At 62.7% G+C, this 21,952-nt stretch carries 21 protein-coding genes and 1 riboswitch; of the genes, 10 read left to right on the top strand and 11 right to left on the bottom strand.

The features are described from left to right. Positions 1-2: 2 nt before the first annotated feature. The 3 genes from gcvT to RIF72_RS07740 form a co-directional block, all read right to left on the bottom strand. Positions 3-1,139: a glycine cleavage system aminomethyltransferase GcvT gene (gene gcvT / locus RIF72_RS07750; RefSeq protein WP_309074258.1), complete on the bottom strand. Its 1,137-nt coding sequence runs from the start codon at positions 1,137-1,139 to the stop codon at positions 3-5. Between the two features lie 11 nt (positions 1,140-1,150). Continuing rightward, positions 1,151-4,003, bottom strand: coding sequence for an aminomethyl-transferring glycine dehydrogenase (gcvP, locus tag RIF72_RS07745; protein ID WP_309074257.1), 2,853 nt, complete (start codon positions 4,001-4,003; stop codon positions 1,151-1,153). Between the two features lie 147 nt (positions 4,004-4,150). Then, positions 4,151-4,249, bottom strand: a riboswitch (glycine riboswitch). A gap of 74 nt (positions 4,250-4,323) precedes the next feature. After that, complete coding sequence (locus tag RIF72_RS07740) at positions 4,324-5,853, bottom strand: PucR family transcriptional regulator (RefSeq protein WP_309074256.1); 1,530 nt, start codon at positions 5,851-5,853, stop codon at positions 4,324-4,326. Between the two features lie 186 nt (positions 5,854-6,039). Between RIF72_RS07740 and speB the strand changes: the two genes are divergently transcribed. The 6 genes from speB to RIF72_RS07710 all read left to right on the top strand — a co-directional run bounded on the left by speB (position 6,040) and on the right by RIF72_RS07710 (position 13,066). Continuing rightward, positions 6,040-7,062 (top strand): agmatinase, encoded by a 1,023-nt coding sequence (speB, locus tag RIF72_RS07735; RefSeq protein ID WP_309074255.1) that lies wholly within the window; start codon positions 6,040-6,042, stop codon positions 7,060-7,062. Continuing rightward, entirely contained in the window at positions 7,059-8,495 is a 1,437-nt protein-coding gene (locus RIF72_RS07730) for a cytosine permease (protein ID WP_309074254.1), read from the top strand. The genes speB and RIF72_RS07730 overlap by 4 nt, the downstream gene beginning before the upstream one ends. A 42-nt stretch (positions 8,496-8,537) precedes the next feature. Further along, entirely contained in the window at positions 8,538-10,055 is a 1,518-nt protein-coding gene (locus RIF72_RS07725) for an aminobutyraldehyde dehydrogenase (protein WP_309074253.1), read from the top strand. A 29-nt stretch (positions 10,056-10,084) separates the two neighbouring features. Next, on the top strand, positions 10,085-11,377 hold the full coding sequence (locus RIF72_RS07720) for a D-arabinono-1,4-lactone oxidase (protein ID WP_309074252.1): 1,293 nt from the start codon (positions 10,085-10,087) through the stop codon (positions 11,375-11,377). Between the two features lie 192 nt (positions 11,378-11,569). Then, positions 11,570-12,022 (top strand): large conductance mechanosensitive channel protein MscL, encoded by a 453-nt coding sequence (gene mscL / locus RIF72_RS07715; RefSeq protein ID WP_309074251.1) that lies wholly within the window; start codon positions 11,570-11,572, stop codon positions 12,020-12,022. 153 nt (positions 12,023-12,175) lie between these two features. Next, on the top strand, positions 12,176-13,066 hold the full coding sequence (locus RIF72_RS07710) for an amino acid-binding protein (RefSeq protein ID WP_309074250.1): 891 nt from the start codon (positions 12,176-12,178) through the stop codon (positions 13,064-13,066). A gap of 45 nt (positions 13,067-13,111) precedes the next feature. Here RIF72_RS07710 and RIF72_RS07705 read toward each other — a convergent pair whose 3' ends face one another. The 4 genes from RIF72_RS07705 to RIF72_RS07690 form a co-directional block, all read right to left on the bottom strand. Further along, complete coding sequence (locus RIF72_RS07705) at positions 13,112-13,459, bottom strand: hypothetical protein (protein ID WP_309074249.1); 348 nt, start codon at positions 13,457-13,459, stop codon at positions 13,112-13,114. A 116-nt stretch (positions 13,460-13,575) separates the two neighbouring features. Continuing rightward, a complete protein-coding gene (locus RIF72_RS07700; protein ID WP_309074248.1) occupies positions 13,576-14,949 on the bottom strand; it encodes an NAD(P)(+) transhydrogenase (Re/Si-specific) subunit beta in 1,374 nt (457 codons plus the stop codon). After that, positions 14,946-15,311, bottom strand: coding sequence for an NAD(P) transhydrogenase subunit alpha (locus RIF72_RS07695; RefSeq protein WP_309074247.1), 366 nt, complete (start codon positions 15,309-15,311; stop codon positions 14,946-14,948). Before RIF72_RS07695 ends, RIF72_RS07700 begins: the two co-directional genes overlap by 4 nt. Continuing rightward, positions 15,311-16,537, bottom strand: a complete 1,227-nt coding sequence (locus RIF72_RS07690) for a Re/Si-specific NAD(P)(+) transhydrogenase subunit alpha (RefSeq protein WP_309074246.1) — start codon at positions 16,535-16,537, stop codon at positions 15,311-15,313. The genes RIF72_RS07695 and RIF72_RS07690 overlap by 1 nt, the downstream gene beginning before the upstream one ends. A 186-nt stretch (positions 16,538-16,723) precedes the next feature. Here RIF72_RS07690 and RIF72_RS07685 point away from each other — a divergent pair, with 186 nt between their 5' ends. Continuing rightward, complete coding sequence (locus RIF72_RS07685) at positions 16,724-17,335, top strand: NADPH-dependent FMN reductase (RefSeq protein ID WP_309074245.1); 612 nt, start codon at positions 16,724-16,726, stop codon at positions 17,333-17,335. Between the two features lie 85 nt (positions 17,336-17,420). Beyond that, positions 17,421-17,804, top strand: coding sequence for a hypothetical protein (locus RIF72_RS07680; RefSeq protein WP_309074244.1), 384 nt, complete (start codon positions 17,421-17,423; stop codon positions 17,802-17,804). A gap of 18 nt (positions 17,805-17,822) precedes the next feature. On the opposite strand, the gene RIF72_RS07675 is transcribed toward RIF72_RS07680, so the two are convergent. After that, on the bottom strand, positions 17,823-18,524 hold the full coding sequence (locus RIF72_RS07675) for an HAD family hydrolase (protein WP_309074243.1): 702 nt from the start codon (positions 18,522-18,524) through the stop codon (positions 17,823-17,825). Further along, positions 18,514-18,837: a hypothetical protein gene (locus RIF72_RS07670; protein ID WP_309074242.1), complete on the bottom strand. Its 324-nt coding sequence runs from the start codon at positions 18,835-18,837 to the stop codon at positions 18,514-18,516. Before RIF72_RS07670 ends, RIF72_RS07675 begins: the two co-directional genes overlap by 11 nt. Before the next feature lie 82 nt (positions 18,838-18,919). Here RIF72_RS07670 and RIF72_RS07665 point away from each other — a divergent pair, with 82 nt between their 5' ends. Together RIF72_RS07665 and RIF72_RS07660 are read left to right on the top strand one after the other, a co-directional pair. Continuing rightward, on the top strand, positions 18,920-19,561 hold the full coding sequence (locus RIF72_RS07665) for an NAD(P)-binding domain-containing protein (protein WP_309074241.1): 642 nt from the start codon (positions 18,920-18,922) through the stop codon (positions 19,559-19,561). Between the two features lie 209 nt (positions 19,562-19,770). Beyond that, the gene (locus tag RIF72_RS07660; RefSeq protein WP_309074240.1) at positions 19,771-20,550 is read left to right on the top strand and encodes a VOC family protein; all 780 of its coding nucleotides are present in this window, start codon (positions 19,771-19,773) and stop codon (positions 20,548-20,550) included. A 25-nt stretch (positions 20,551-20,575) separates the two neighbouring features. Here the strand turns inward: RIF72_RS07660 and RIF72_RS07655 are convergent, their stop codons facing one another. After that, positions 20,576-21,460: a PaaX family transcriptional regulator C-terminal domain-containing protein gene (locus RIF72_RS07655; protein ID WP_309074239.1), complete on the bottom strand. Its 885-nt coding sequence runs from the start codon at positions 21,458-21,460 to the stop codon at positions 20,576-20,578. A 102-nt stretch (positions 21,461-21,562) separates the two neighbouring features. Continuing rightward, the gene (locus RIF72_RS07650) at positions 21,563-21,943 is read right to left on the bottom strand and encodes a hypothetical protein (protein ID WP_309074238.1); all 381 of its coding nucleotides are present in this window, start codon (positions 21,941-21,943) and stop codon (positions 21,563-21,565) included. Positions 21,944-21,952 lie beyond the last annotated feature (9 nt).

Here is a 21,952-nt window from a genome sequence, read left to right as displayed (position 1 = left end):
ACTTACTTGACCCGCTTGTAGAACGGCAGGCCTACCACTTCGAACGGTTCGGCTTTGCCTCGGAGGTCGACGTCCACGATGGTGCCTGGTTCTGAATGCTCGACGTCGACATACGCCAAGGCGATCGGGTAGCCGAGCGTCGGGCTCGGCTGGCCGGACGTGACTTCGCCGATGAGCGAACCGTCTTTGAGCACCGAGTAGTGGGCGCGCGCCGCGCGGCGGCCGGCGCCCTTGAGGCCCACGAGCTTCTGGCCAAGAGTGGAGCCGACGCCGGCAGCCTTGATGGCTGTGAGCGCGTCGCGGCCAATGAAGTTGCTTTCCTTGGCCAGGGAAACCACCGGGCCAAGGCCTGCTGCGTAGGCGTTGACGTGGCGGGAGAGCTCGTTGCCGTAGAGGGGCATCCCGGCCTCGAGGCGCAGGGAGTCGCGGGCAGCGAGGCCAGCGGGGATGAGTCCGTGCCCTTCGCCGACCTCGAGCAGCGCTTCCCAGAGGCCAGCGGCATCGATGTTCGGGACGTAGATCTCGAAGCCGTCTTCGCCGGTGTAGCCAGTGCGGGCCAGCAGCAGGTCCTGCCCGTTGACCGAGACCTCAACCGCCGCGTAGTACTTCAGCTCGGTAACCAGCGCGTGCTGTTCGGCCGGGACAAGGGTCAGCAGGATGGCTTCAGCGTTCGGGCCCTGCACTGCGATGAGTGAGGTCTCCGCTGAGGAATCTTCCACCACGACGTCGAAACCGGCTGCGCGCTCCAGCAGCTCCGCAGCAACAACCTTCGCGTTGCCCGCATTAGGGATCACCAGGTACTTGTCCACGCCTTCTTCCGGAGTAGGGCGACGGTAAGAAATGAGGTCATCGATGATGCCGCCGTCGGCGTTGCAGATCAGCGAGTACTTGGCCTTTCCCACGGCCACCGCGGACAATTTACCCACCAATGCGTAGTCCAGGAAAGCGGCAGCATCGGGACCGGTAACCCATACTTCACCCATATGGGAGAGGTCGAAGAGTCCCGCGGTCTTGCGGACTGCGTGGTGCTCGGCGAGCTCGGACTCATACTTCAGGGGCATCTGCCAGCCGCCGAAGTCCGTAAACGATGCACCGGCCTTTTTGTGTTGCTCGTACAGGGCTGTGTAGTTCTCAGACATGTCAGGAGTCCTTAGTTTTCGAAGTCCGTGAGGGGAGGGCAGGAGCACACAAGGTTCCGGTCACCGGCGGCGCCGTCCACCCTGCCGACCGGCGGGAAGTACTTGTCCTGCTTGAGATGGTGGACCGGGAACGCTGCCTGCTCACGCGGGTAGTCGCGGTCCCAATCAGAACTCACGACGGCGGCAGCCGTGTGCGGTGCGTTGCGCAGCGGCGACTTCTCAACAGTGAACTCACCGCTGGCCACCTGCTCGATCTCCGCACGGATGGTGATCATCGCCTCGATGAAACGGTCGATCTCGGCCAGGTCCTCGGACTCTGTAGGCTCCACCATCAAGGTGCCGGCAACCGGGAACGCGAGGGTGGGAGCGTGGAAGCCGAAGTCGATCAGGCGCTTGGCCACATCTTCGGCCGTAACACCCGTGCGGGCCGTCAGCTCACGGAGGTCGAGGATGCATTCGTGGGCAACGAGTCCGCCTTCACCCGTGTACAGGATGGGGAAGTGCTCGTCCAGGCGGGAGGCAACGTAGTTGGCTGCAAGCAACGCGGACTTGGTGGCTTCCGTCAGTCCCTGGCCGCCCATGAGCTTCACGTAAGCCCAGGAAATCGGCAGCACACCGGCCGAGCCATAGCGCGAAGCCGAGATGGCTACACCGTGCCCTTCCTCATGCGCCGCTTTATTGGCGTCGCCCGGCATGAAGGGAGCCAAGTGCGCCTTTGCAGCAACAGGGCCAACGCCGGGTCCGCCACCGCCATGCGGGATACAGAACGTCTTGTGCAGGTTCAGGTGGGAAACGTCGCCGCCAAACTTACCCGGCTGCGCCAAACCAACCAACGCGTTCAAGTTGGCACCGTCAACGTACACCTGCCCGCCGGCGGCGTGGATCGCGTCGCACACCTCGCGGACATCGGCGTCGTAAACACCGTGCGTGGACGGGTAGGTGATCATGATGCAGGACAGGACGTCCTTGTTGGCTTCGATCCTGGCGGCCAGGTCTGCGTGGTCGATGGTGCCGTCAGGAGCCGTGGCCACAACCACAACCTTCATTCCGGCCAGCACAGCGGACGCCGCGTTGGTGCCGTGCGCTGATGCCGGTATCAGGCATACGTTGCGTTGCTCGTCGCCTCTGGAGAGGTGGTAGCCGCGGATGGCCAGCAGACCGGCGAGCTCACCTTGGGAACCGGCGTTCGGCTGGATGGAAACCTGATCATATCCAGTGATCTCAGTGAGGTCGGCTTCCAGGTCCTCGATCAGTTCGCGCCAACCCGCTGTCTGGTGGTCCGGAGCGAATGGGTGGATGGAGGCGAACTCGGGCCAGGAAATAGCTTCCATCTCGGCGGTGGCGTTCAGCTTCATGGTGCAGGAACCCAGCGGGATCATGGTGCGGTCCAAGGCGAGGTCCCGGTCAGACAGCTTGCGGATATAGCGCAACAGCTGCGTCTCGGAACGGTGCGTGTTGAACACCGGATGCTGCAGGAAGTCGGAGGTACGGACCACGTCGGCGGGCAGCTCGAACCCAGCGGCATCCCCTACCGGACCGGCACCAAAGGCGACGGCCACCGCGGAGAGGACCTCCGGCGTCGTGGTTTCATCAACGGAAACGCCAACGGTGTCCGCATCGATGAGACGCAAGTTGATGCCACGGGCTTCTGCGGCCGCAATGACTTTGTCGGCCTTGCCGGGTACGCGGACGGTGAGGGTGTCGAAGAAGGCCTCGGAGACGAGTTCGCGGCCGGCCTTCTGCAGGGCCGAAGCCAAAACACGGGCATGCCCGTGAACGGTTTCGGCGATCGCTTTCAAGCCCTCGGGGCCGTGGTAAACCGCATACATCGAGGCCACGATCGCGAGCAGTGCCTGCGCGGTGCAGATGTTGGACGTCGCCTTCTCGCGGCGGATATGCTGCTCGCGCGTCTGGAGGGCCAGGCGGTAAGCGGGGACGCCGGCGTTGTCCTTGGAAACTCCGACGATGCGGCCGGGAAGCGTGCGCTCCATTCCTTCGCGGACAGCCATGTACGCCGCGTGCGGGCCACCGAAGAACAGCGGAACGCCGAAGCGCTGCGCGGTTCCGACGGCGATATCCGCACCTTGTTCGCCCGGGGGCGTGATGAGGGTGAGCGCCAGCAGATCCGCAGCCACGGTGACCTGCGCACCGCGTTCCTTGGCGTCTGCGATCACGCCAGAGTGATCAAAAACCCGGCCCGAAACGCCGGGCTGCTGCAGGACGATACCGTTGATGTCGCCGTCGGGAAGGCCTGCCGAAAGGTCAGCAATCTGTACCTCGAAGCCCAACGCCTCGGCCCGGCCCTTCACGATGGCGATGGTCTGCGGAAGGAGGTCCGCGTCCAAGACAGTCTTGCCATCCTTGGCCGTCTTGTTCTTGTTGGCACGGCGCATCAACAGCACGGCCTCAGCCACAGCGGTGGCTTCGTCCAGTAAGGAGGCGTTGGCTACGGGAAGTCCCGTGAGGTCCTGCACCATGGTCTGGAAGTTGAGCAGTGCCTCAAGGCGGCCTTGGGAAATTTCCGGCTGGTACGGCGTGTAGGCCGTGTACCAGGCGGGGGCTTCGAGGATATTGCGGCGGATCACCGGAGGCGTGACGGTGTCGTAGTAGCCCTGACCGATCATCTGGACGGCGGTTTTGTTCTTGGACGCGAGCTTACGGAGCTCGGCGAGGACCTGCACCTCGGTGAGGGCATCCTGCAGCTTCAGGGCAGTTTCCTGGCGGATGGAATCGGGGACGGCGACGTCTACCAGGCCGTCGACAGAGTCGTAGCCGATGGCCTTGAGCATGGTGTCAACGTCGGCTTGGCGCCGGGCGCCGATGTGCCGGTCCGCGAAAGCGGTGGGGGTTGATTGAACAGTCAAGAGGAACTCCATGATTCAGGCGCCCGTTGAGCGCCACGATGATGTGGGTTCCTCCCCGCTCTGTATTGGACCTGAGAGATTCCGCAGGAATGTTGCCTGCTTGCACCGTCGGTGAGCCCGGTTACCCGGACTGCTTTCCAGAGTTGCCTATCCGCGGCGGTACATGGGCCTGAGAGATTCCTGGGGAGGATTTGCTCCTACGGCGCCTGACTGGATGTACCGGCAGGACTCTCCCGCCGCAGATCAAAAGCGTCGCGCCACCTGAGTGACACGCTTCACACCATAGCTGGTCGTTTCGAAAAAGCGCAAGCAAGGCATGGCTATTGATGCATCGCTTCATGGATCTGAAGCGCAAACCACAATTGGGCAACGGTGGACGTTTCACCCATGTCCAGCCCCGTCAGCTCGCCGATTTTCCGCATCCGGTAGATGATGGTTTGTCGGTGCGCGAACAACGCTGAAGCAGTCTTCTGCCACGACCGCTGCGAGTCCAAATACGTCCTCAAGGTGACAATGAGATCACCTTCCTGGCTCTGCTCGTAGTCGAAAATTGGGCCCAAAAGACGCCGGACCAGCGCTGCTCCTTCCTCGAAACTGGTGAGTCCAAGCCACGATGGCCCCTCTGCATAACGGATCAGTCCCAGGTTGTTGGCACGCGCCGAACCTAGCGCCCAGAGGGACTCCTGCAGTGCGCGCTGGATGTTGGCGACGGCCGCCGGCGCACTGATTCCAATGGCGGCGTCCGGCCCGGCGCAGTGCATCAGGACGTCGTCGGAAACATCGGCCGGGACCACCACGTGGAGCCTGTTGTTCCGCTTCAACGTCGCCGACGCAACCCCGTGCCTCCACAGCTCGACATGAACGTTAGCCAGCCTGCCGCCGTCGTCCGCTGAGGGAGTGTCCGCTGTTTTATCGCCGGCGTTAGCTGACATGGAAGCGATGAGGAAATTTTGGGGCGGAACCTCGAAAGCTGCCAACCGGCTCTCCATCTCGGCTGCACCCAATCGTCCATCCATGGCCTGCAGGAGGAACTCGCCGGCAAGGCGGTGGCGACCTTCCAACGACAAAACGATGCGCGAAAGCTGCAGCCCCAGCACGGTTGCGGCGTGGAGAAGTACGACGGCGTCCGGGTGCGGTTCACTGTTGGGCAGCACCACCAGGAGCGCGTTGGCATGGGTGGGAATATCCATGGTGAGCACGTGCCTGCCGCGGATACGGTGCCATTGGAAGTTCTTCCCGGCGAGGGATACCTGCCCGGACAGCGGAGCCCATTCCTCGGCGAGGAACACCGGGAGCGGTTGCCCGTCGGGATGCCAGGGATGGAGGCAGCGGCGGTCTACCACGAACAGGTCCGCATCGAGCTCGGTGGCGAGCCTTTGGACGAGGCTCTGCCAGTGGTCCTCGGAGGCCCCCGCGGTGCGGAGAAGGTCGTAAACACGGGCCGTTTGCCGTAAACGGCGCGACTCTTCCAGCAGCGAGGATTCGGCCACCGAACGGGCGATCGCGATGAACGGCAGCGGATACGGAATGTTGATCAGTGGCAGCGGGAGCTGGTCGCACGCCTCCAGGAATTCCGTAGTGAGCGGCGGCGCGTGCATCTTCTCGCCGATCGCCAACGCGCTGGCGCCACTGTCCATCAAAGCTTCGGCAAGCGCTACCTGCCCTTCGGCGTCGGCGGGAATGGAGAGGCCATTGGTCATCATGAGCTCTCCGCCGGTTACCCACTCCCACAGCCTGGGCAGGTCCGAGGTATGCGCCCAAGTGATGCGGTTGTCCAAGCCGGCCGGTCCCGCCATCAGGGTGAGTCCAAGCTGCGGCTCTGCGATGAGTTCGGCCACCGTGATCGCCATTTTGCGCCCCGATTCCTGTTCTGTTCGGCTGCCGTGCCGCCTTATTCAGCGGCACTTAGACATTCGTCTAAACGTCTCGGCCATTTGTAGTCAATGTAGCGCTATCCGGGGTGATCCGCGTCACGAACAATGGAATTACTTACTTCCCGCTCAACGGCGAGCACCTCTCAACCCAAGGATCCGTCAATGACAACGCACAAGCCCATCGGCCCTGTCGACGCAACCAGAGTCCCCCGGTATGCAGGCCTCGGCACCTTCGCCCGCCTCCCCCAAATCGACCGCGTCCCGGATTACGACATCGCGATCGTCGGCGTACCGTTCGACGGCGGAACTTCCTTCCGGCCGGGCGCCCGTTTTGGCCCTGCAGCAGTCCGCGAGGCCTCACGACTCCTGCGCCCGGGCTACCACCCGGAGCTCGACGTTGAACCGGTGTACGAAGCCCAGGTTGTGGATGCCGGCGATATCGCCTGCACTCCCTACGACATCACGCGGGCTGTCCGTGAGATCGAGGAGCAGGCATTGCCCCTGATCAGCGGGGGCAACGGGCTCAGCGCGGACAAGCGGCTCATCTCGATCGGCGGCGACCACACCATTGCCCTTCCCATGCTGCGGGCACTGAACAAGGTCCATGGCCCTGTGGCCCTGTTGCACTTCGACGCGCATCTGGACACCTGGGACACCTACTTTGACCAGCCCGTCACACACGGGACCATCTTTCGCCGGGCGTTCGAGGAAGGACTCCTTGTGGAGGACAAGTCGATGCACGTGGGTATCCGTGGGCCTGTTTATGACCGCAACGATTTCCTTCGCGACCACGAATTCGGATTCCAGATCATCCGTTGCTCGGACCTGGACGTCATCGGCGTTCCGGCAGCTATTGAGCGCGTGAAGGAGAGGCTCGGCGACACCCCCGTCTACGTCTCCATCGACATCGACGTCCTGGACCCTGCCTTCGCACCCGGCACCGGAACACCTGAAATGGGCGGGCTCCACTCCCGCGAACTCCTGGCATTGCTCCGCGGACTGGACGGCATCAACATCGTGGGCGCCGACGTCGTGGAAGTCGCTCCGGCGTACGACCATGCGGACATCACCACTGTGGCCGCGGCCACCTTGGTATTCGATCTGCTCGGCCTCATGGTGAACCGCAGCAAAGCAGACAACACAGTTGTTCGTGAACTCGCTTCGGCATCCCGGAGTGCGTCATGAGTGCGCCAGCTACGGACGTACCCCGGCTGGAAGACAAAACCATCCAGCCCATCCCCTTGAATGAGCGGCACGGCAAGGCCCGGGACCTCTTCACCATCTGGTTCGGCTCCAACATCATGATCATGACTATCGTGACCGGCGGACTCGCCACCACGGTGTTCGGCCTGGGGTTCGTTCCAGCGATCGTGGGCATCATCATCGGCAACGTGGTGGGCGGCATCTTCATGGCGCTGCACTCCGCCCAGGGCCCGCAGCTCGGTGTGGCCCAGATGATCCAGACTCGTGGCCAGTTCGGTTCCTTCGGGGCACTCCTGATCGTGGTGATCGTGGTGATCATGTACGTCGGCTTCTTCGCTGCAAACCTGGTATTCGGCGGCGAAGCAATGGCCGCGGTCAGCCCCGGCATCAGCGTTGACGCGGGCATCATCATCATCGGCGTGGTCAGCGTCATCGCCACGATCTTCGGTTACCGGCTCATCCACGCCTATGCACGCGTCCTCAGCGTCGCGGCCGGCCTGGCCCTGTTGCTGGCGTTCGGTTGGATCCTGATGGTCCACGGACTGCCCGGCAACTTCCTGGAGACGGGCAACTTCAACTGGGTCGGCTTCATGGGGACCATCTCCGTCTCCGCCCTGTGGCAACTGGCCTACGCGCCGTACGTCTCTGATTACTCCCGCTACATGCCGCAAGGCACAGGTTCATCCCCGGCTTTCTGGGCCTCCTATTCAGGCTGTGTACTGGGCACCCTGTTCCCCATGATCCTCGGCGCCCTGGTGGGCACGCTCGCCGTCTCCATGAGCACCGGCGACGTCGAAATTGTCGGCAGTCTGGGTGAGCTGCTCCAACCCTGGACGCTGATCATCGTCGGGATCTTCTGTCTGGGAGTCGCGGCGTCGAACGCCATGAACCTTTACTGCGGTGTCCTGTGCACCCTCACCATCGGCCAGACGTTCAAGCCAAACTGGTTGCCCCGCGCCAAGACCCGCAGCATCGCGGCAGTCATCATCTTCGTCGTCGCCGTCTCCATCGCCCTCTTTGCCCGCGACAACTTCATCCTCTTCTACACCAACTTCCTATCCTTCCTGATGTACGTCCTGGTTCCGTGGACGGCCATCAACCTGGTGGACTATTACCTGCTGCGCCACGGCGAGTACCGGGTTGAAGACTTCTTCAAGCGCGACGGCGGCGTGTACGGGCGGTTCAATTGGGTCGCCATCGGCTCCTACGTAGCAGGCGCCCTGATCCAGGTTCCCTTCTCGGCAACCGCGGTCTACACAGGCCCGCTCGCCGCCGCGATGGGTGGAGTGGACATCTCCTGGATCGTTGGCCTCGTCGTCGTCGCTCCCCTCTATTACTTCGTGGCCCGGCTGTTCGGCAAGAAAACAGAACCCGCACACTTTCCCGCAACTGCACTCACCCCAGACCTCATCTGACCTGGCTTCATCTGACCCGGCCATATCTGAAAGCGAATCATCATGACCACCACCCAGACCGAACAGTTCACCGTCCGACGCGCATCCACTGACGCCCATAACCTGGCTCTCCCGCTGCAACTGCCGCTGCCTCCGGCTGGACACTTCATCAACGGCTCCTTCATCGCCGGCTCCTCAGGACAGACCATCGACGTCGTAGATCCCACCACGGAACAGGTCATCGCCTCAGTGCAGGCCGGCACCGCCGATGATGTCGACGTCGCTGTTGCCGCCGCCGTCGTGGCCCAAAAGACCTGGGGTTCCACCACTCCGAAGGAACGCGCTGATGTCCTGAACCTCATTGCGAACATCATTGAGGAGAACCGCAAGGTCTTCGAAGTCCTGGAATCGGCTAACACCGGTAAGCCGCAGGCCGTATCTGAGGACGACGTCTCCAGCACCATCGACACCTTCCGGTTCATGGCCGGCGCCTCACGGACTTTGACCTCCATGGCCGGCGGCGACTACGCCACGGACCACACTTCAGTGATCCTCCGCGAACCCGTGGGCGTGGTGGGCGTCATCACCCCTTGGAACTATCCGCTGCTGATGGCTGCCTGGAAGATCGCGCCCATCCTCGCCGCCGGCAACAGCATCGTCATCAAGCCCTCCGAGCAAACTCCCTTGTCCACGCTGAAGCTGGCCGAAGTGCTGGCCGGACGTATCCCGGACGGGATCCTCAACGTGGTCACCGGCCGCGGCCGGACAGTGGGACAGCGCCTGTCCGAGCATCCTGACATTGCCTTGGTCGCCCTGACGGGCAGCGTCGTCAGTGGCCAGGCAGTTGCCGAAACCGCAGCGAAATCCGTCAAGCGCGTTCACTTGGAACTCGGCGGCAAGGCTCCGGTTGTGGTCTTCCCCGACGCCGACCTCCGCGCCGCGGCTGCCGGTGTACGCAACGCCGGCTTCTGGAACGCAGGCCAGGACTGCGGTGCCGCCTGCCGCGTGCTGGTCCACGAATCCGTCGCCGAGGAATTCACGGAGCACCTGGTCCGGGAGGTCAGTACCCTGGTCCTCGGGGCGCCGGACGCCGGAGACGACGTCGAAATCGGCCCCATGATCTCCCTCCCACACTACGAACGAGTCAAGGAGTCGCTCGCGGAAGCCCGGGAAGCAGGCTTTACCGTGGCTATCGGCGGCTCTGCGCTGGAAGGTCCCGGGTACTTCATCCAGCCCACCGTCATCAGCAATGTGCCGGCAGGCGCGCACATCGCCACGCACGAAATTTTCGGCCCAGTGGTCACAGTGGAAACCTTCAGCACCACCGAAGAAGCTGTCATGCGAGCCAACGAGAGCCCGTACGGCTTGTCAGCCTCGGTGTGGACCCGCGACTCAAGCCTTTCCCTCCGGATTCCCAAGCAGTTGGACTTCGGCACCGTGTGGGTCAATGCTCACCTCGTCCTCGCATGCGAGGTACCGTGGGGCGGATTCAAAGGTTCCGGCTACGGCCGCGACCTCTCGCTCTACGCCCTGGACGATTACTCGCGCACCAAGCACGTCATGATCAACCACGGCGCGTGAGCGTTCAGACAAGCAACGGAGCTTTAGCCATGACCACTAATGTTTCCCGCCCTGCCTCCATGGCAGGTGCCGCTACCCCGCCCGTCCCTTTTGCCACGGACTCCACATGGACCAACTGGGGCGGAAACCAGAGCGCGACGCCCGCCTTTACCGTGCGGCCCCGGAACGAACAAGAAGCGCTCGACGCCGTCCGTTTCGCCATTCGGGAAGGCCTGCCTGTTCGGGCAGTCGGCTCAGGACATTCGTCGTCACCCTTGGTTCAAACCGGCGGCGTCCTGATGGACATGGCCGGCCTTTCGGCCATCACTGGAACTGACCGCTTGGGGCGCCGCGCCCGGGCCTTGGCCGGCACCACCATCCACGCTTTCGGGGACGCATTGTGGGAGAAGGGGCTGGCGCTCAGCAATCAGGGTGACATCGACAAGCAGCAGATCGCAGGCGCGCTGGCCACCAGCACCCACGGTTCCGGCAAGGACTTGGGCAGCTTCTCCTCCAAACTGCGCTGGGTAAAGCTGATCAACGGTTATGGCGAGATCGTGGAGATCGGAGAGGGCCAGCTGCGGGAACTCCGCGCCGCCCAGGTTGCCTTGGGCACGCTGGGGATCTTCCTGGAGGTGGAGTTGGCCGTTGAGGACAGCTACTACCTGCAGGAGCAGATCACGTACCCTACCTGGGCAGAAACCACCGCCACGTGGCAGGTCGATATCGATTCCAATAGGCACTACTCTTTCCTCTGGTGCCCTGAGGACGACTCCTGCGAACTGCTGGACCTCCCCGGCTCGCCGGACCACAGCATGGCAGGGCGCAGCTACACCAAGCGTTACAACGTTGCCTCGGTCCAGGACGAAAACCAGATCTCCAGCGTTGAAGGTGCGCGGCTGGACCGTTCCTACCGGATCTACCCGGGCGGTTTCACCACCCAATTCCATGAACTCGAGTACTTCGTCCGAAGCGAGGACGGTTTGGTGGCCGTCGAGGCTATCCAGGACCTTATCCGCAGCAAGTACCCCGAGCAGAAGTACCCCGTGGAGGTCCGCTGGGTGAAGTCCGACGACGCCTACATGTCCCAGTTCCAAGGACGCGATAGCACCGTCATCACACTCACCACCGAACCCGGAACCGACTACTGGCAGTTCTTCCGCGACGCCGATGCCGTTCTACAGGAGTTCGAGCCGCGAGCCCACTGGGGAAAGATCCACTTCATGACCCGAAGCCGCCTGGAGCGCCTCTATCCGGAACTGGACACCTTCATTCAGGTCAGGCGCGAATTCGACCCCCGCGGAATGTTCCTCAACGACCACACGAGGTCGCTCTTCGCCTGATTGACTGGCTGCCTGACCGGGGAGGGCCGGGATCCTCTCCCACATCCCTAGCCCTTCCAGCAGGCCCTCTCTCACCTCCCGAGCCCTTCCAGCAAGCCCTCTCTCACATCCCTGTGACAACTCCCTGAAACCTCGGAGTGGTAGTTTGATCTCTGCTGAGGCAGCCACCCGCACCCAATCGGAGGAACATCCATGCTTAAGGGTTTCAAGGACTTCATACTTCGCGGCAACGTCATTGAGTTGGCCATTGCCGTCGTCATTGGCAGTGCGTTCACCGCCCTCGTTGCTGCCTTCACCACCAACATCATCAACCCGGTGATCGCCGCCGCCGGTGGCATGAACGCTGACGGACTCGGCTTCAAGATCTGGGAAAACAACCCCGCCACGTTCGTCAACTTCGGTGCTGTGCTCACCGCGCTCGTAACCTTCGTGATCACCGCCGCCGTGGTGTATTTCATCTTCGTGGCGCCCATGAACAAGATCAATTCCCTGGTCAAGAACCGCCTCTCCACGGAGGAACCCGAGGAAGAGCCGCTCCCTGCAGACACTGCGCTGCTGGCCGAAATCCGGGATCTCCTCAAGGATGCAGCGGCCCATCGCAACGCAGGCCAGACCACGGACCTCGATTCCGGCCGCACACGCTAGGGCCGATCGCTCTCCGCGAGCGCGCCTCCCAGTTGCTTAGCCGAACCCGGCATCCTCACCGCGAGGATGCCGGGTTCGTACGTTCACAGGCCCGTCCCCAGAACGTGACGCGCAGGCAACGGGCTCGAAACAGGGGCGGGGCAGCATGAAATCATGAAGCCCAATCCGAGCACTCCCGTCACCGCGGATCTTCTCTGCGACGTCTGCGGTCAGATGCCCGAAGCGCCCAAAGCCCGGCTTACCGTCGCGAACATCGCGGTGATGCTTCCCATCGAACTGCTGGTTCATGCGGCCGTTGTGGAAACGAATTTGCCCTACGTAGCCAAGGTCCTGCTTCTGGCGGTCACTGCCACGGTGCTGGTCATCTGGGTAGCCGAGCCCTCAGCCGCCAAAGTGCTCAGGCGCTGGCTGCATGCCCCCGCTCTCCGCCAGCGGCACAAACTGCAGCTGGCACCTGCCTTGTGGCGGGCGCGGACCGTGCTGATGAACCAACCAGGGTCCTTGGAGAAAATTACCCATGCCCTCGCCAAGATGGACGCCAACATCCTCAGCTTGCACGTCCACCCGATGATCGGGACGGGTTCAAGTCCCACAGGCCCCGGCGACAGGGTGATGGACGAGTTCGTTCTCTCCACGCCGGGCGACGTCTCCGAACAGGAACTGCTGAAAGCACTGCACGACGGCGGCGGGCATGAGTCTCACGTTTGGCCCACTACTGCTTTGGCCATGGCCGACGGCCAAACCAAGGCCCTGAGTCTCGCCACCCGCATCGCCGGGAACCCGGAGGAACTTCCGCATGCCGTCGCTGAGCTTCTTTCGGCCAAAGTTGTCCCGCTCGATCCGGAACGCCCGGCACCCCACACGGGTGCAGTTCTCGGTCCTTCCCCTGACGTCCTCAAAATCCCGACGGCGTGGCACGGTCCGCTGGTCTTTTCCCGATTCGGCGAGCCATTTTCTCCCGCAGAATCGGCACGCGCGCACAGGTTGGCGGAGCTCGCGGAAATCCTGGCGCACAGTCCTGCACACGAGCCATCCACCACCTGAGGGCAGCGCGGCAACGTCAGGTCAGCACGCGGTACCTCAGGAAAGTCAGTCCTCGTCAATCTTTTCGAGAAGCTTCCCCAAAGCCTCACGAATGTCGTCGTAGTCGTATTGGCCCGCCCGGCTTTCAGCGGAGATCACACCGCAGCGGTGGATCTTCTTGAAGTCGCCGATGGGGAACTTGTAGTGGCCCTTCTGGTCGTCGGGGTGTTCGTCGTCCACGCCCAGGAACCACTTGGAGTAGTCAGCGTGCCCATGCCTGTCCAGAAACGTGTTCTCCTCCTTCGTGGATGGGGCGTGCTCGCTCCAATCGTCGCGGCCGTCCTTGACCACCTTGCCGTCGCGGATCAGATGCTTAGCGTGGTCAAAAGCCTTCTTGTTGAGTTTTACGGTCATGGCGCACCTCGCTTGGATGTGGCGGTTCGGCATGGGTAGGGCAACACGTAGGTTTCAGCATAGGACCACGCCGAACCGTCCGGAAGGCCCTGCAAGATGCTTCCAAGTGGTCAGTCCTAGAGCGCCTTAACGGCCCCCAGAACCTTGGTCAGCGAGTCCTTGGCGTCACCGAAAAGGAGCGTGGTCTGCGGTTCGTACAATAGTTCGTTTTCAATCCCTGCAAACCCGGGACGCATGGAACGTTTAAGGAACACCACCTGGCGGGCGTCGGCCACCTCCAGGATAGGCATTCCGTAGATCGGTGATCCCGACGTGGTCTTTGCGGCGGGATTCACAACATCGTTGGCACCCACTACCAGAGCGACATCGGTGGTCCTGAACTCTGAGTTGATGTCACTCATTTCCTTCAATGACTCGTACGGTACATTTGCCTCCGCAAGCAGCACGTTCATGTGGCCGGGCATGCGCCCGGCCACGGGATGGATGGCGAAGTCCACTTCAATCCCCCTTGCTTCCAGGGCTAGGGCAAGCTCCGCGGCGGTGTGCTGCCCCTGGGCCACCGCAAGGCCGTATCCCGGGACGATGATCACCCGCTGCGCATAACCGAGCAGTACAGCAACGTCCTCCGCACTGGAGGAACGCACGGGCCTTTCACTCACGGCCGTGGATCCAGCCGTGGATCCACCCTTGAAGGCGCCGAACATGATGCCTGCAACACTGCGTCCCATAGCGGCAGCCATGGCGCGGGTAAGGATGGTACCGGAAGCTCCCACCAGCGTCCCCGCAACCACGAGGAGGACATTGCCCAGCACCAGCCCAGACGCCGCTACAGCCAGCCCAGTGAAGGCGTTCAGGAGCGAAATGACAATCGGCACATCAGCACCACCCACCGGGAGCACCAACAGGACTCCTGCAACCAGCCCCAAAATCAGCAGGACCAGCGCCAACACCAACGAGCCGTTCAGGATCACCACGGTGCCGGCCCCGGCGGCGGCCAGCAGCACCACGGCCATGAGCGCGGGCAGGCCAGGGAACGTCACCGGACGGGTGGTCATGAGCCCCTGAAGTTTGGCGAAAGTGACACCGGAGCCAGCGAAGGACCCTGCACCCACCAGCAATGTGAAGACGATTGCCAATCGAACCCACGGATCATCCGCGTGAGAGAGTTCCAGCAAAGCGACAAGCGCCGCAGCCCCACCACCCACACCATTGAAGAGGGCGACGAGTTGCGGCATCTGAGTCATTTGCACGCGACGGGCCACAGGCGCAGCAACACCCGAGCCCACAGCTATGGCCCCAAGAATCCATGGAATGTTGTCCAGCTTGACCGAGACAAACACTGTCACTACAGCCAGCAGGGCGCCAAATGCTCCGATCAGGTTGCCGCGCCGCGCAGTCTTTGGCGAATTCAGTCCCTTCAGGGCAAGGATGAAACAGGCAGCGGCGGCGAGGTACAGGAGCGCCGTCCAGGTGGGATTGAGAAGCGTCACTGCCGACGCTCCTTATGGGCCGTCTCCACGGCGCCGGAATCTCCCGGACTGCCTGGAACTCCCGAGCCAGCGTTCGACGGCGGCCGTTGCCGTCCGCGGAACATTTCCAGCATCCGGTCGGTCACCACGAACCCGCCCACGAGGTTAATTGTGGCAAGGACGACAGCCAGCAGGGCGACCGCCAACACCAACGGGTCGGCGGCTTGGCCGGCCACGATGATGGCGCCCACCAGGATGATGCCGTGGATGGCGTTGGCCCCTGACATAAGCGGCGTGTGCAGAGTGCTCGAGACCTTGGAAACCACCTCAAAGCCCACGAACACCGCCAAGACCGTGATCGTTAGCAGGCTCATGCCGTCCATCAGCGCACTCCTTCGCTGCCGGTGTGGGAACTTCCGGTGTGAGAACTTCCGACCTGCCCGCTACCAAAGGGGGCTGTCTCCCCTGCGAGCGCCGTTAGTGCTTCCGCAGTTGGAGCGTGCCGGACCTCGCCGTCGTGGGTGAGGCACGTGCCGGCAACAACTTCATCCTCAAAGTCCGGAGCAACAACGCCGTCCTGCGTCATCAGCGCCAACAGGTTGGACACGTTCTTGGCGTACAAGCGCGAGGCGTCAGCGGGCATTGCCGAGGCAGGGTCCTTGATTCCCACCAGTGTCACCACACCCTGACCGTTGCCGGTAGGGACGGGAATGTCCTGGCCAGGGATGCTGCCCTCCACGTTCCCGCCGGATTCCGCTGCCAGGTCCACGACCACTGATCCCGGGCGCATGCCTTGGACCATCTCGCGGGTTACCAGGAGCGGCGCGCGCCTCCCGGGTACTGCGGCAGTAGTGATCAGGACATCGGCTTGGGCCACGTGTGGCGCCAAAAGGGCCCGCTGCATGGCGCCGCGGTCTGCGCTGAGTTCCCGCGCGTATCCGCCGGACGCCTCGGCGGTTTCCAGGTCCAGCTTGATAAACGTGCCTCCCATGGATGCCACTTCGTCGGCCGAGGCCGGGCGGATATCATTGGCGGAAACCCGCGCACCGAGCCTTTTGGCGGTTCCGATCGCCTGCAAACCAGCCACTCCAGCGCCGAGCACCAGGACGCGGGCGGGCGGAATGGTCCCTGCTGCCGTCATATAAAGCGGGAAGAACCGTGGGAGCCGCATGGCCGCCTCGAGGACGCAGCGATAGCCAGCCACCAGGGCCTGCGAGGTGAGCGCATCCATGGACTGGGCGCGCGATATACGCGGAACCAGTTCCAGTGCAAAGGAGGTGATTCCTCCAGCGGCGAGCGCCCGCACAGTGGGCAACTCCGAGGACGGCGACCCCAAACCGACGGTGACCGAACCTCGGCGGAGAGCTCCCGCCGTCGACGGTTCCATGGGACGCACGTGGCAGTAAACATCCAGCGATCCGAGAACCAATGACTGCACCACAACGGCACCAGCCGCCCGGTAGTCGTCGTCGCTGTGGCCGGACGCCATCCCCGCGCCGGACTCGATCTCGACCTCAAGGCCCAAAGCCACCAGTTGCTTCACCGTTTCCGGCGTTGCGGCAACACGTCGCTCGCCTTCGAGCGTCTCACGCGCTATGCCTGCTCTCACCCGTCACCCCTCTTCCGGAACTCTCCAGAACTCAGTTGGCATGAGTCTATGACCGCAAGGGTCCCTGCGGGAGTAGGGGCTGCGCTATGTGCATAAGTCAACTAGGGTCGGTGGAAGCTGGGGGCAACCAGCCACCACACCGTCGACGAGCCGGTTCCGGCCGCGCCGTCGGAAAGGAAAGCCGCTATGGACACGTTCAAAATCGGTTATTTCGTCGGAAGCCTGGCAAGCAATTCCATCAATCGGGTCCTCTCCAAGGCCCTCATCAGCGTCGCTCCGCCGGAACTCGAGTTCCATGAAATCGCCATCAAGGACCTCCCTCTGTACAGCTCGGACTACGACGCTGACTTTCCGCCGGCAGGCCGGGAATTGAAGGATGCCATCGCCGCGTCGGACGGCATCCTTTTCGTCTCCCCCGAGTACAACCGCTCCATTCCAGGCGCGTTGAAGAACGCCATCGACTGGGGTTCGCGCCCGTGGGGCAGCAACTCGTTCGCGCGCAAGCCCACCGGGATCATCGGCGCATCGCCTGGCGGTATCGGGACAGCGGTGATGCAGTCGTCCATGCGCAGCGTTTTGAGCTTCCTGGACGCGCCGCAACTGAACGCACCTGAGGCCTATATCCGCTTCGTCGCAGACGCGTACGACGACGACGGTTCAGTTAAGGACGAAGGAACCGCCGGGCTGTTGCGGCACTACATGGAGGAGTACAGTGCGTTCGTCCAGCGCGTCCTCGCTGCCAACGCGCCGGGCCACATCGGCGACCAGGAACCGGATTCCGCCAAGCTCACGCGCTAAGGCGCCCGCTAAAAAGCATCCACAGCCGGGGCTTAGTCAGTATGCTTACTATATGAGGAATCATGCTAGTAACCCAGGAGGAACGATGCTTCGCAGATTAGCCATGACCACCCTTGCTTTGACCCTTTTCGCCGGGTCCATGCTTTCCACTGCCGTTGCAGCCAACGCAGCAGTCGGTGTGCAGGGCAGCGTAGCTGCCACCACCACCCCCTCGCCGGAACCCAGCAACCCCTCAGGGCCATCCACGGCGACGCCCACCGCGGAGCCGACCACGGACGTCTCGAATCCCGCCGGCACCGGCCCCGCCAACCCTGGCACCAGCGAGACCGAACAGCAGGAGCAGACCCGCACCGACGTCGTTCCTTGGATTCTGGCGGGCGTTGCGGCGGTGATCATCATCGCGTTGATCATTTGGACCCTGCGGAACCGGCGCGGGCGAGACAAAGGAATTAGCGACGAGCCGCGATAGACGCGCAGGCAACCGCTACTAGGCGTCCCGTGAACCAGACATCAACTTGCCGATCAGGCTGGTCTCCAGGTGCTCCAGCAGGTGCCGCGGATTGTCATAGACTTCCGCGGCACCGGCGTCCCGCAGTTCGGCTTCACTGATTCCACCGCAGGTGAGTGCGATGACGGGAACGCCGATCGCGCCGCCGGCCTTCACATCCCATACCGCGTCGCCAACAAACACCACGTCCTCGGGGCTAAGCCCGAGCTTCTCCAAGCACGCCTCAAGGATGTCCGGAGCGGGCTTGCTTTCCTTGGCGTCGTTGGAGCTGGTCCACGCATCAATGGACGACGCGGCGTCCAGGAGGTGCCTGCTCACTTCCAGGTCGCGCTCCTGCGCCGAGGACGCCAAGCCCACCGCCAAGCCGGCGTCGGAGCACGCAGCCAGAAGGTCCCGAACCGAATCGAAGGTACGCAGAGTCGGCCAAAACGTGGAGAACACCGCACCATGCGCGGACTTCAGATCTTCCTGCATATCCTCAGGGCAGTCCGGAACCAGGCTCTGGATGAGCCGGTCGCCGCCCATGCCTACTCGACGATGAATGGCGGACATCTCAATGTCCAACCCTTCGCGCCGGAACGCCTGCCACCAAGCCATGGCGTGGAAGTAGCTGGAATCGATCAGCGTTCCATCAACATCGAAAAGAACACCGCGCTTCTTTTGGGTCGTATCAGCTGCCATAGTTGACCACCTTAGCTTGGGCTTGCGCACCATGCGCACCGTGCGCTGCGAGCGCAGAATCGATCACAGGTTCCTCCAACATCAGAACGGCATACCGTTCAGCCGAAGCCGGGCGAAGCAAGCCTGTCCCTGCCACCTCCCGGATGGCCGCGACTCCCTCAACAGCCTCATCCATGGTGGGAAACTGCTTTGACAGACCCATCAACACGTCATCGCCGTCCACCATCAAAATCCGAAATTCCCCATCAGGCGTTTCAACCAGTTCCAAATGCCCGGCCATCCGTACCTCCTCGCCTTCGATGCCAACCAGCATAGTAAGACTACTTAGTATAAGTCTCTCAGAAATATTGCGTAACGCGGGAAATAGGCCCCTGCAACTTCTTGTTGGCCCAAGCATGACAACAATCGGAATCATCGGTGCAGGACACATTGGCAGCCAAGTCGCCCGCAAAGCGGTAGAACTTGGCTACGACGTAGTCATCAGCAACTCCCGGGGGCCCGAAACCCTCAGCGAGCTGGTGGCGGAACTGGGGCCACGCGCCCGGGCTGCGACGGCAGCCGAAGCAGCAGCGGCGGGTGATTTCGCCGTCGTGACCGTTCCCCTCAAGAACTATCAGGACACCCCCGCGGAGCCGCTCGAAGGCAAGGTCGTCATCGACACCAACAACTATTACTGGGAGCGCGACGGCCGCATTCCCGAGCTGGATAACGGAGAAGCCACCACCTCCGGCCTGCTCCAGAAGCACCTCCCAACCTCCAAGGTGGCCAAGGGCTTCAACCACATCTTTGCCAAGGACATCACCACCGATGGCACCCCCGCAGCCACCGTCAACCGTCGCGCCCTGGCCACCTCGAGTGATTTCCCCGAAGCAACCGAACTAGTCACCAAGCTCTATGACGAGTTCGGCTTCGACACCGTCAACATCGGCCCACTGGAGGACAGCTGGCGCGTTGAACGTAACCGCCCGGCCTACGTCATCCGGCAGAACGCTGACGAGCTCCGCGGGAACCTCGCGAAGGCGACGCGCACGGTCTAACCCGAAACGCACGACGGCGGGAAGTTGGCTCCGGCATTCGGGCCGCCAATCTTGGGCTGGCAGTTTAGGGCTGGCACAAATTGCCGGATCGAAATCGAGTCACGAATCGGGATAACGGCGCACTTTATAGTGGCTGCCTCTCCGCCGCTCGGCGCATCGGGCGTTCGGGGAGGCAGTCACCCCCTGAGCGCCCTACCCCGAGGAGTCCCATGTCCACCAAAATATCGAGCTGGCCGGCAGCAACGCCCATGTGGGTGGACCTGGGCGTGGACAACCTCGCAGCCGCGAAAGTCTTTTACACGGATCTCTTCGGCTGGGAATACGTATCCGGCCAAGACTCCGGGGAATACCTTCTGGCACACCTTGGCGGGCGCGCCGTCGCGGGCGTGGGGCCGAAGCAGGCACCGGGCATGCCCACCGTGTGGACAACGTTCCTGGCATCGGACGATGTGGACGTTACTGCCAAGAAGATCAGGGCAGCCGGCGGTGAAATGATCGCGCTTCCTTTCGACGTCATGGAATCCGGCCGCATGGCATTGGCCGTTGACACCGTGGGATCGGCCTTTGGCATCTGGCAGGCCGGCACCCATATCGGAGCGGAACGCGTCAATGAGCACGGCACATTATGCTGGAACGAGCTCCATACCCGGGACTTCACCGCCGCCAGGTCCTTCTACGCTGAGGTCTTCAACGTCAGCTACCAGGACGCCAGGGAGGACGGCCTTGTCTACTCCACCCTTCGCAGGCCGCTGGATGGCCGGGAAGTGGGGGGAATCCAGCATGACACCGACATCCCCGACGCCACCCCCAACCACTGGTTGACCTGGTTCGCCAGCGACTACGTCCAAGGCACAGCGGAACGCGCAGTAGAGCTCGGTGCCACCCTTCTCATGCCCGTAACGGAGAGTCCCTTGGGACGCATCGCCATCATTCAGGCGCCGCAGGGTGAAGTATTCGGCATCGTCGACGCACCCCGCATCAACGAGTAACTGAACAGCCCCACGCCCAGGCGATTCAGGCAGCAGCCGGATTCAGGGCCTCAGCGATGACCTCATGCGCGTGGGCGGCTGCAAGGGGCGCCGCCAAGCGGTGTACCGCCAAGAAGGTCTTGCGCACCGCTGGCCCATGCCACTCGGGGGGAAGGTAGTCGGCGGGAAGGTTCGGGTCCCGGTACGGGAACTTACGCCACATGGTGAGCATGGGAATGTAGTAGCGGAATGCGTCGCGCCGCAGCTCTTCGGTGGACGTGGCCAGGGCAGCTTCCGGATCATCGCCCACCTGCCCAACCCACTGCTGCTCAGCACCGTCGTACACCTCGAGGAACTCGGTGAATTGCAGATCGAGTTCCTTAAGGTCCCACCACTCGGATATTTTTGGCCGCATGGGTCCATCGAACACGTAGTCGCTCCGGAAAAGATCAACAAACTCGATCAGCCCGCTCGCGGTGAGGCGTTCCCTGGCTTGCTCCAGCTTATGCGCGGGCGCGATCCACACACCGTTGGCCACGGAACCAAAACCAAGCCCTAGCAGTGCAGACCGTAGTTGGTGCCTGCGGTTACGCATTGATTCCGGCACTGAGAAGACGGCCAGCACCCAGGTATCCACCGGCGCAGGCTGCTCCGGCGCGAAGATTCTCCGGTCACCTTCACGGAACACGTCGCTGACAGACTCGGAGATCTTGTACTTGGCGATTCCGCCCTCACGGACACTCTTCAGTACGCCCTTGGCCTTAAGCCTGGAGACGGACGACCTCACACCCGGAGCGTCGTAACCGAGCGAGCCCAACATGGAGATCAGCGCAGAAACCGGCAAGGCGTCGCCCGCATTCCGCCCGTAAAGACCGAAAATCGTGACGAGCAGTTGCTGGTGGCGCACCGGGGGTGCCGGGACGGCGAACATCTAGAGGCCCTCATTTCCGCGCCGCAGTTCCGGCGCCAGTCCAGTTCATCATAGGTGCGGCGTTTGTCCGCGCCGCTGCCCCGAATCAACCTGGCGTTCGGATCAACCCAGCGAAAGAAGCAGGAAGAGGATGGCGAGAACCAGCGCCACCGGAGTCATCACGAAACGCTCGGGCTTGCTACGGGAGATCGCATTCATGGCAACGCCCAAAGTGAAGTAGGCGGTAAGTACCCACATGAAAATATCGGTGAAGGGTTCACTGACCAGCACCGGCACCAATCCCGCTTTTGCCAACGCCGTGTAGCCGAAAAGGACGTACAGCACAATGGAGACCACGCTGCCCACCCGTAGCTTCTGCGGCAGGACGTCATGCTGCCCACCCCAAGCGAACCGCCCTAGGGGCGCGCGAGCCACCAACGCAACCTGGAAAATGGCCAAACAACCAAGAATTGTGCATGCGAGAATCGCCCAGAGCTGCTCCACGGGCTAAGC

The sequence above is a fragment of the Paenarthrobacter sp. genome (assembly GCF_031180005.1).
Lineage (GTDB): Bacteria > Actinomycetota > Actinomycetes > Actinomycetales > Micrococcaceae > Arthrobacter.
Note: the sequence above shows the minus strand (reverse complement) of the source record. Positions and strands in the feature narration are given on the sequence as shown.

Coding starts and splice junctions, on each gene's coding strand:
- RIF72_RS07695 (WP_309074247.1), bottom strand. CDS start 15,311: ATGGACGGCATGAGCCTGCTAACGATCACGGTCTTGGCGGTGTTCGTG.
- RIF72_RS07670 (WP_309074242.1), bottom strand. CDS start 18,837: ATGCTGGTTGGCATCGAAGGCGAGGAGGTACGGATGGCCGGGCATTTG.
- gcvT (WP_309074258.1), bottom strand. CDS start 1,139: ATGTCTGAGAACTACACAGCCCTGTACGAGCAACACAAAAAGGCCGGT.
- RIF72_RS07685 (WP_309074245.1), top strand. CDS start 16,724: ATGGACACGTTCAAAATCGGTTATTTCGTCGGAAGCCTGGCAAGCAAT.
- RIF72_RS07725 (WP_309074253.1), top strand. CDS start 8,538: ATGACCACCACCCAGACCGAACAGTTCACCGTCCGACGCGCATCCACT.
- speB (WP_309074255.1), top strand. CDS start 6,040: ATGACAACGCACAAGCCCATCGGCCCTGTCGACGCAACCAGAGTCCCC.
- RIF72_RS07665 (WP_309074241.1), top strand. CDS start 18,920: ATGACAACAATCGGAATCATCGGTGCAGGACACATTGGCAGCCAAGTC.
- RIF72_RS07680 (WP_309074244.1), top strand. CDS start 17,421: ATGCTTCGCAGATTAGCCATGACCACCCTTGCTTTGACCCTTTTCGCC.
- RIF72_RS07710 (WP_309074250.1), top strand. CDS start 12,176: ATGAAGCCCAATCCGAGCACTCCCGTCACCGCGGATCTTCTCTGCGAC.
- mscL (WP_309074251.1), top strand. CDS start 11,570: ATGCTTAAGGGTTTCAAGGACTTCATACTTCGCGGCAACGTCATTGAG.
- RIF72_RS07705 (WP_309074249.1), bottom strand. CDS start 13,459: ATGACCGTAAAACTCAACAAGAAGGCTTTTGACCACGCTAAGCATCTG.
- RIF72_RS07720 (WP_309074252.1), top strand. CDS start 10,085: ATGACCACTAATGTTTCCCGCCCTGCCTCCATGGCAGGTGCCGCTACC.
- RIF72_RS07660 (WP_309074240.1), top strand. CDS start 19,771: ATGTCCACCAAAATATCGAGCTGGCCGGCAGCAACGCCCATGTGGGTG.
- RIF72_RS07675 (WP_309074243.1), bottom strand. CDS start 18,524: ATGGCAGCTGATACGACCCAAAAGAAGCGCGGTGTTCTTTTCGATGTT.
- RIF72_RS07730 (WP_309074254.1), top strand. CDS start 7,059: ATGAGTGCGCCAGCTACGGACGTACCCCGGCTGGAAGACAAAACCATC.
- RIF72_RS07655 (WP_309074239.1), bottom strand. CDS start 21,460: ATGTTCGCCGTCCCGGCACCCCCGGTGCGCCACCAGCAACTGCTCGTC.
- RIF72_RS07740 (WP_309074256.1), bottom strand. CDS start 5,853: ATGGCGATCACGGTGGCCGAACTCATCGCAGAGCCGCAGCTTGGACTC.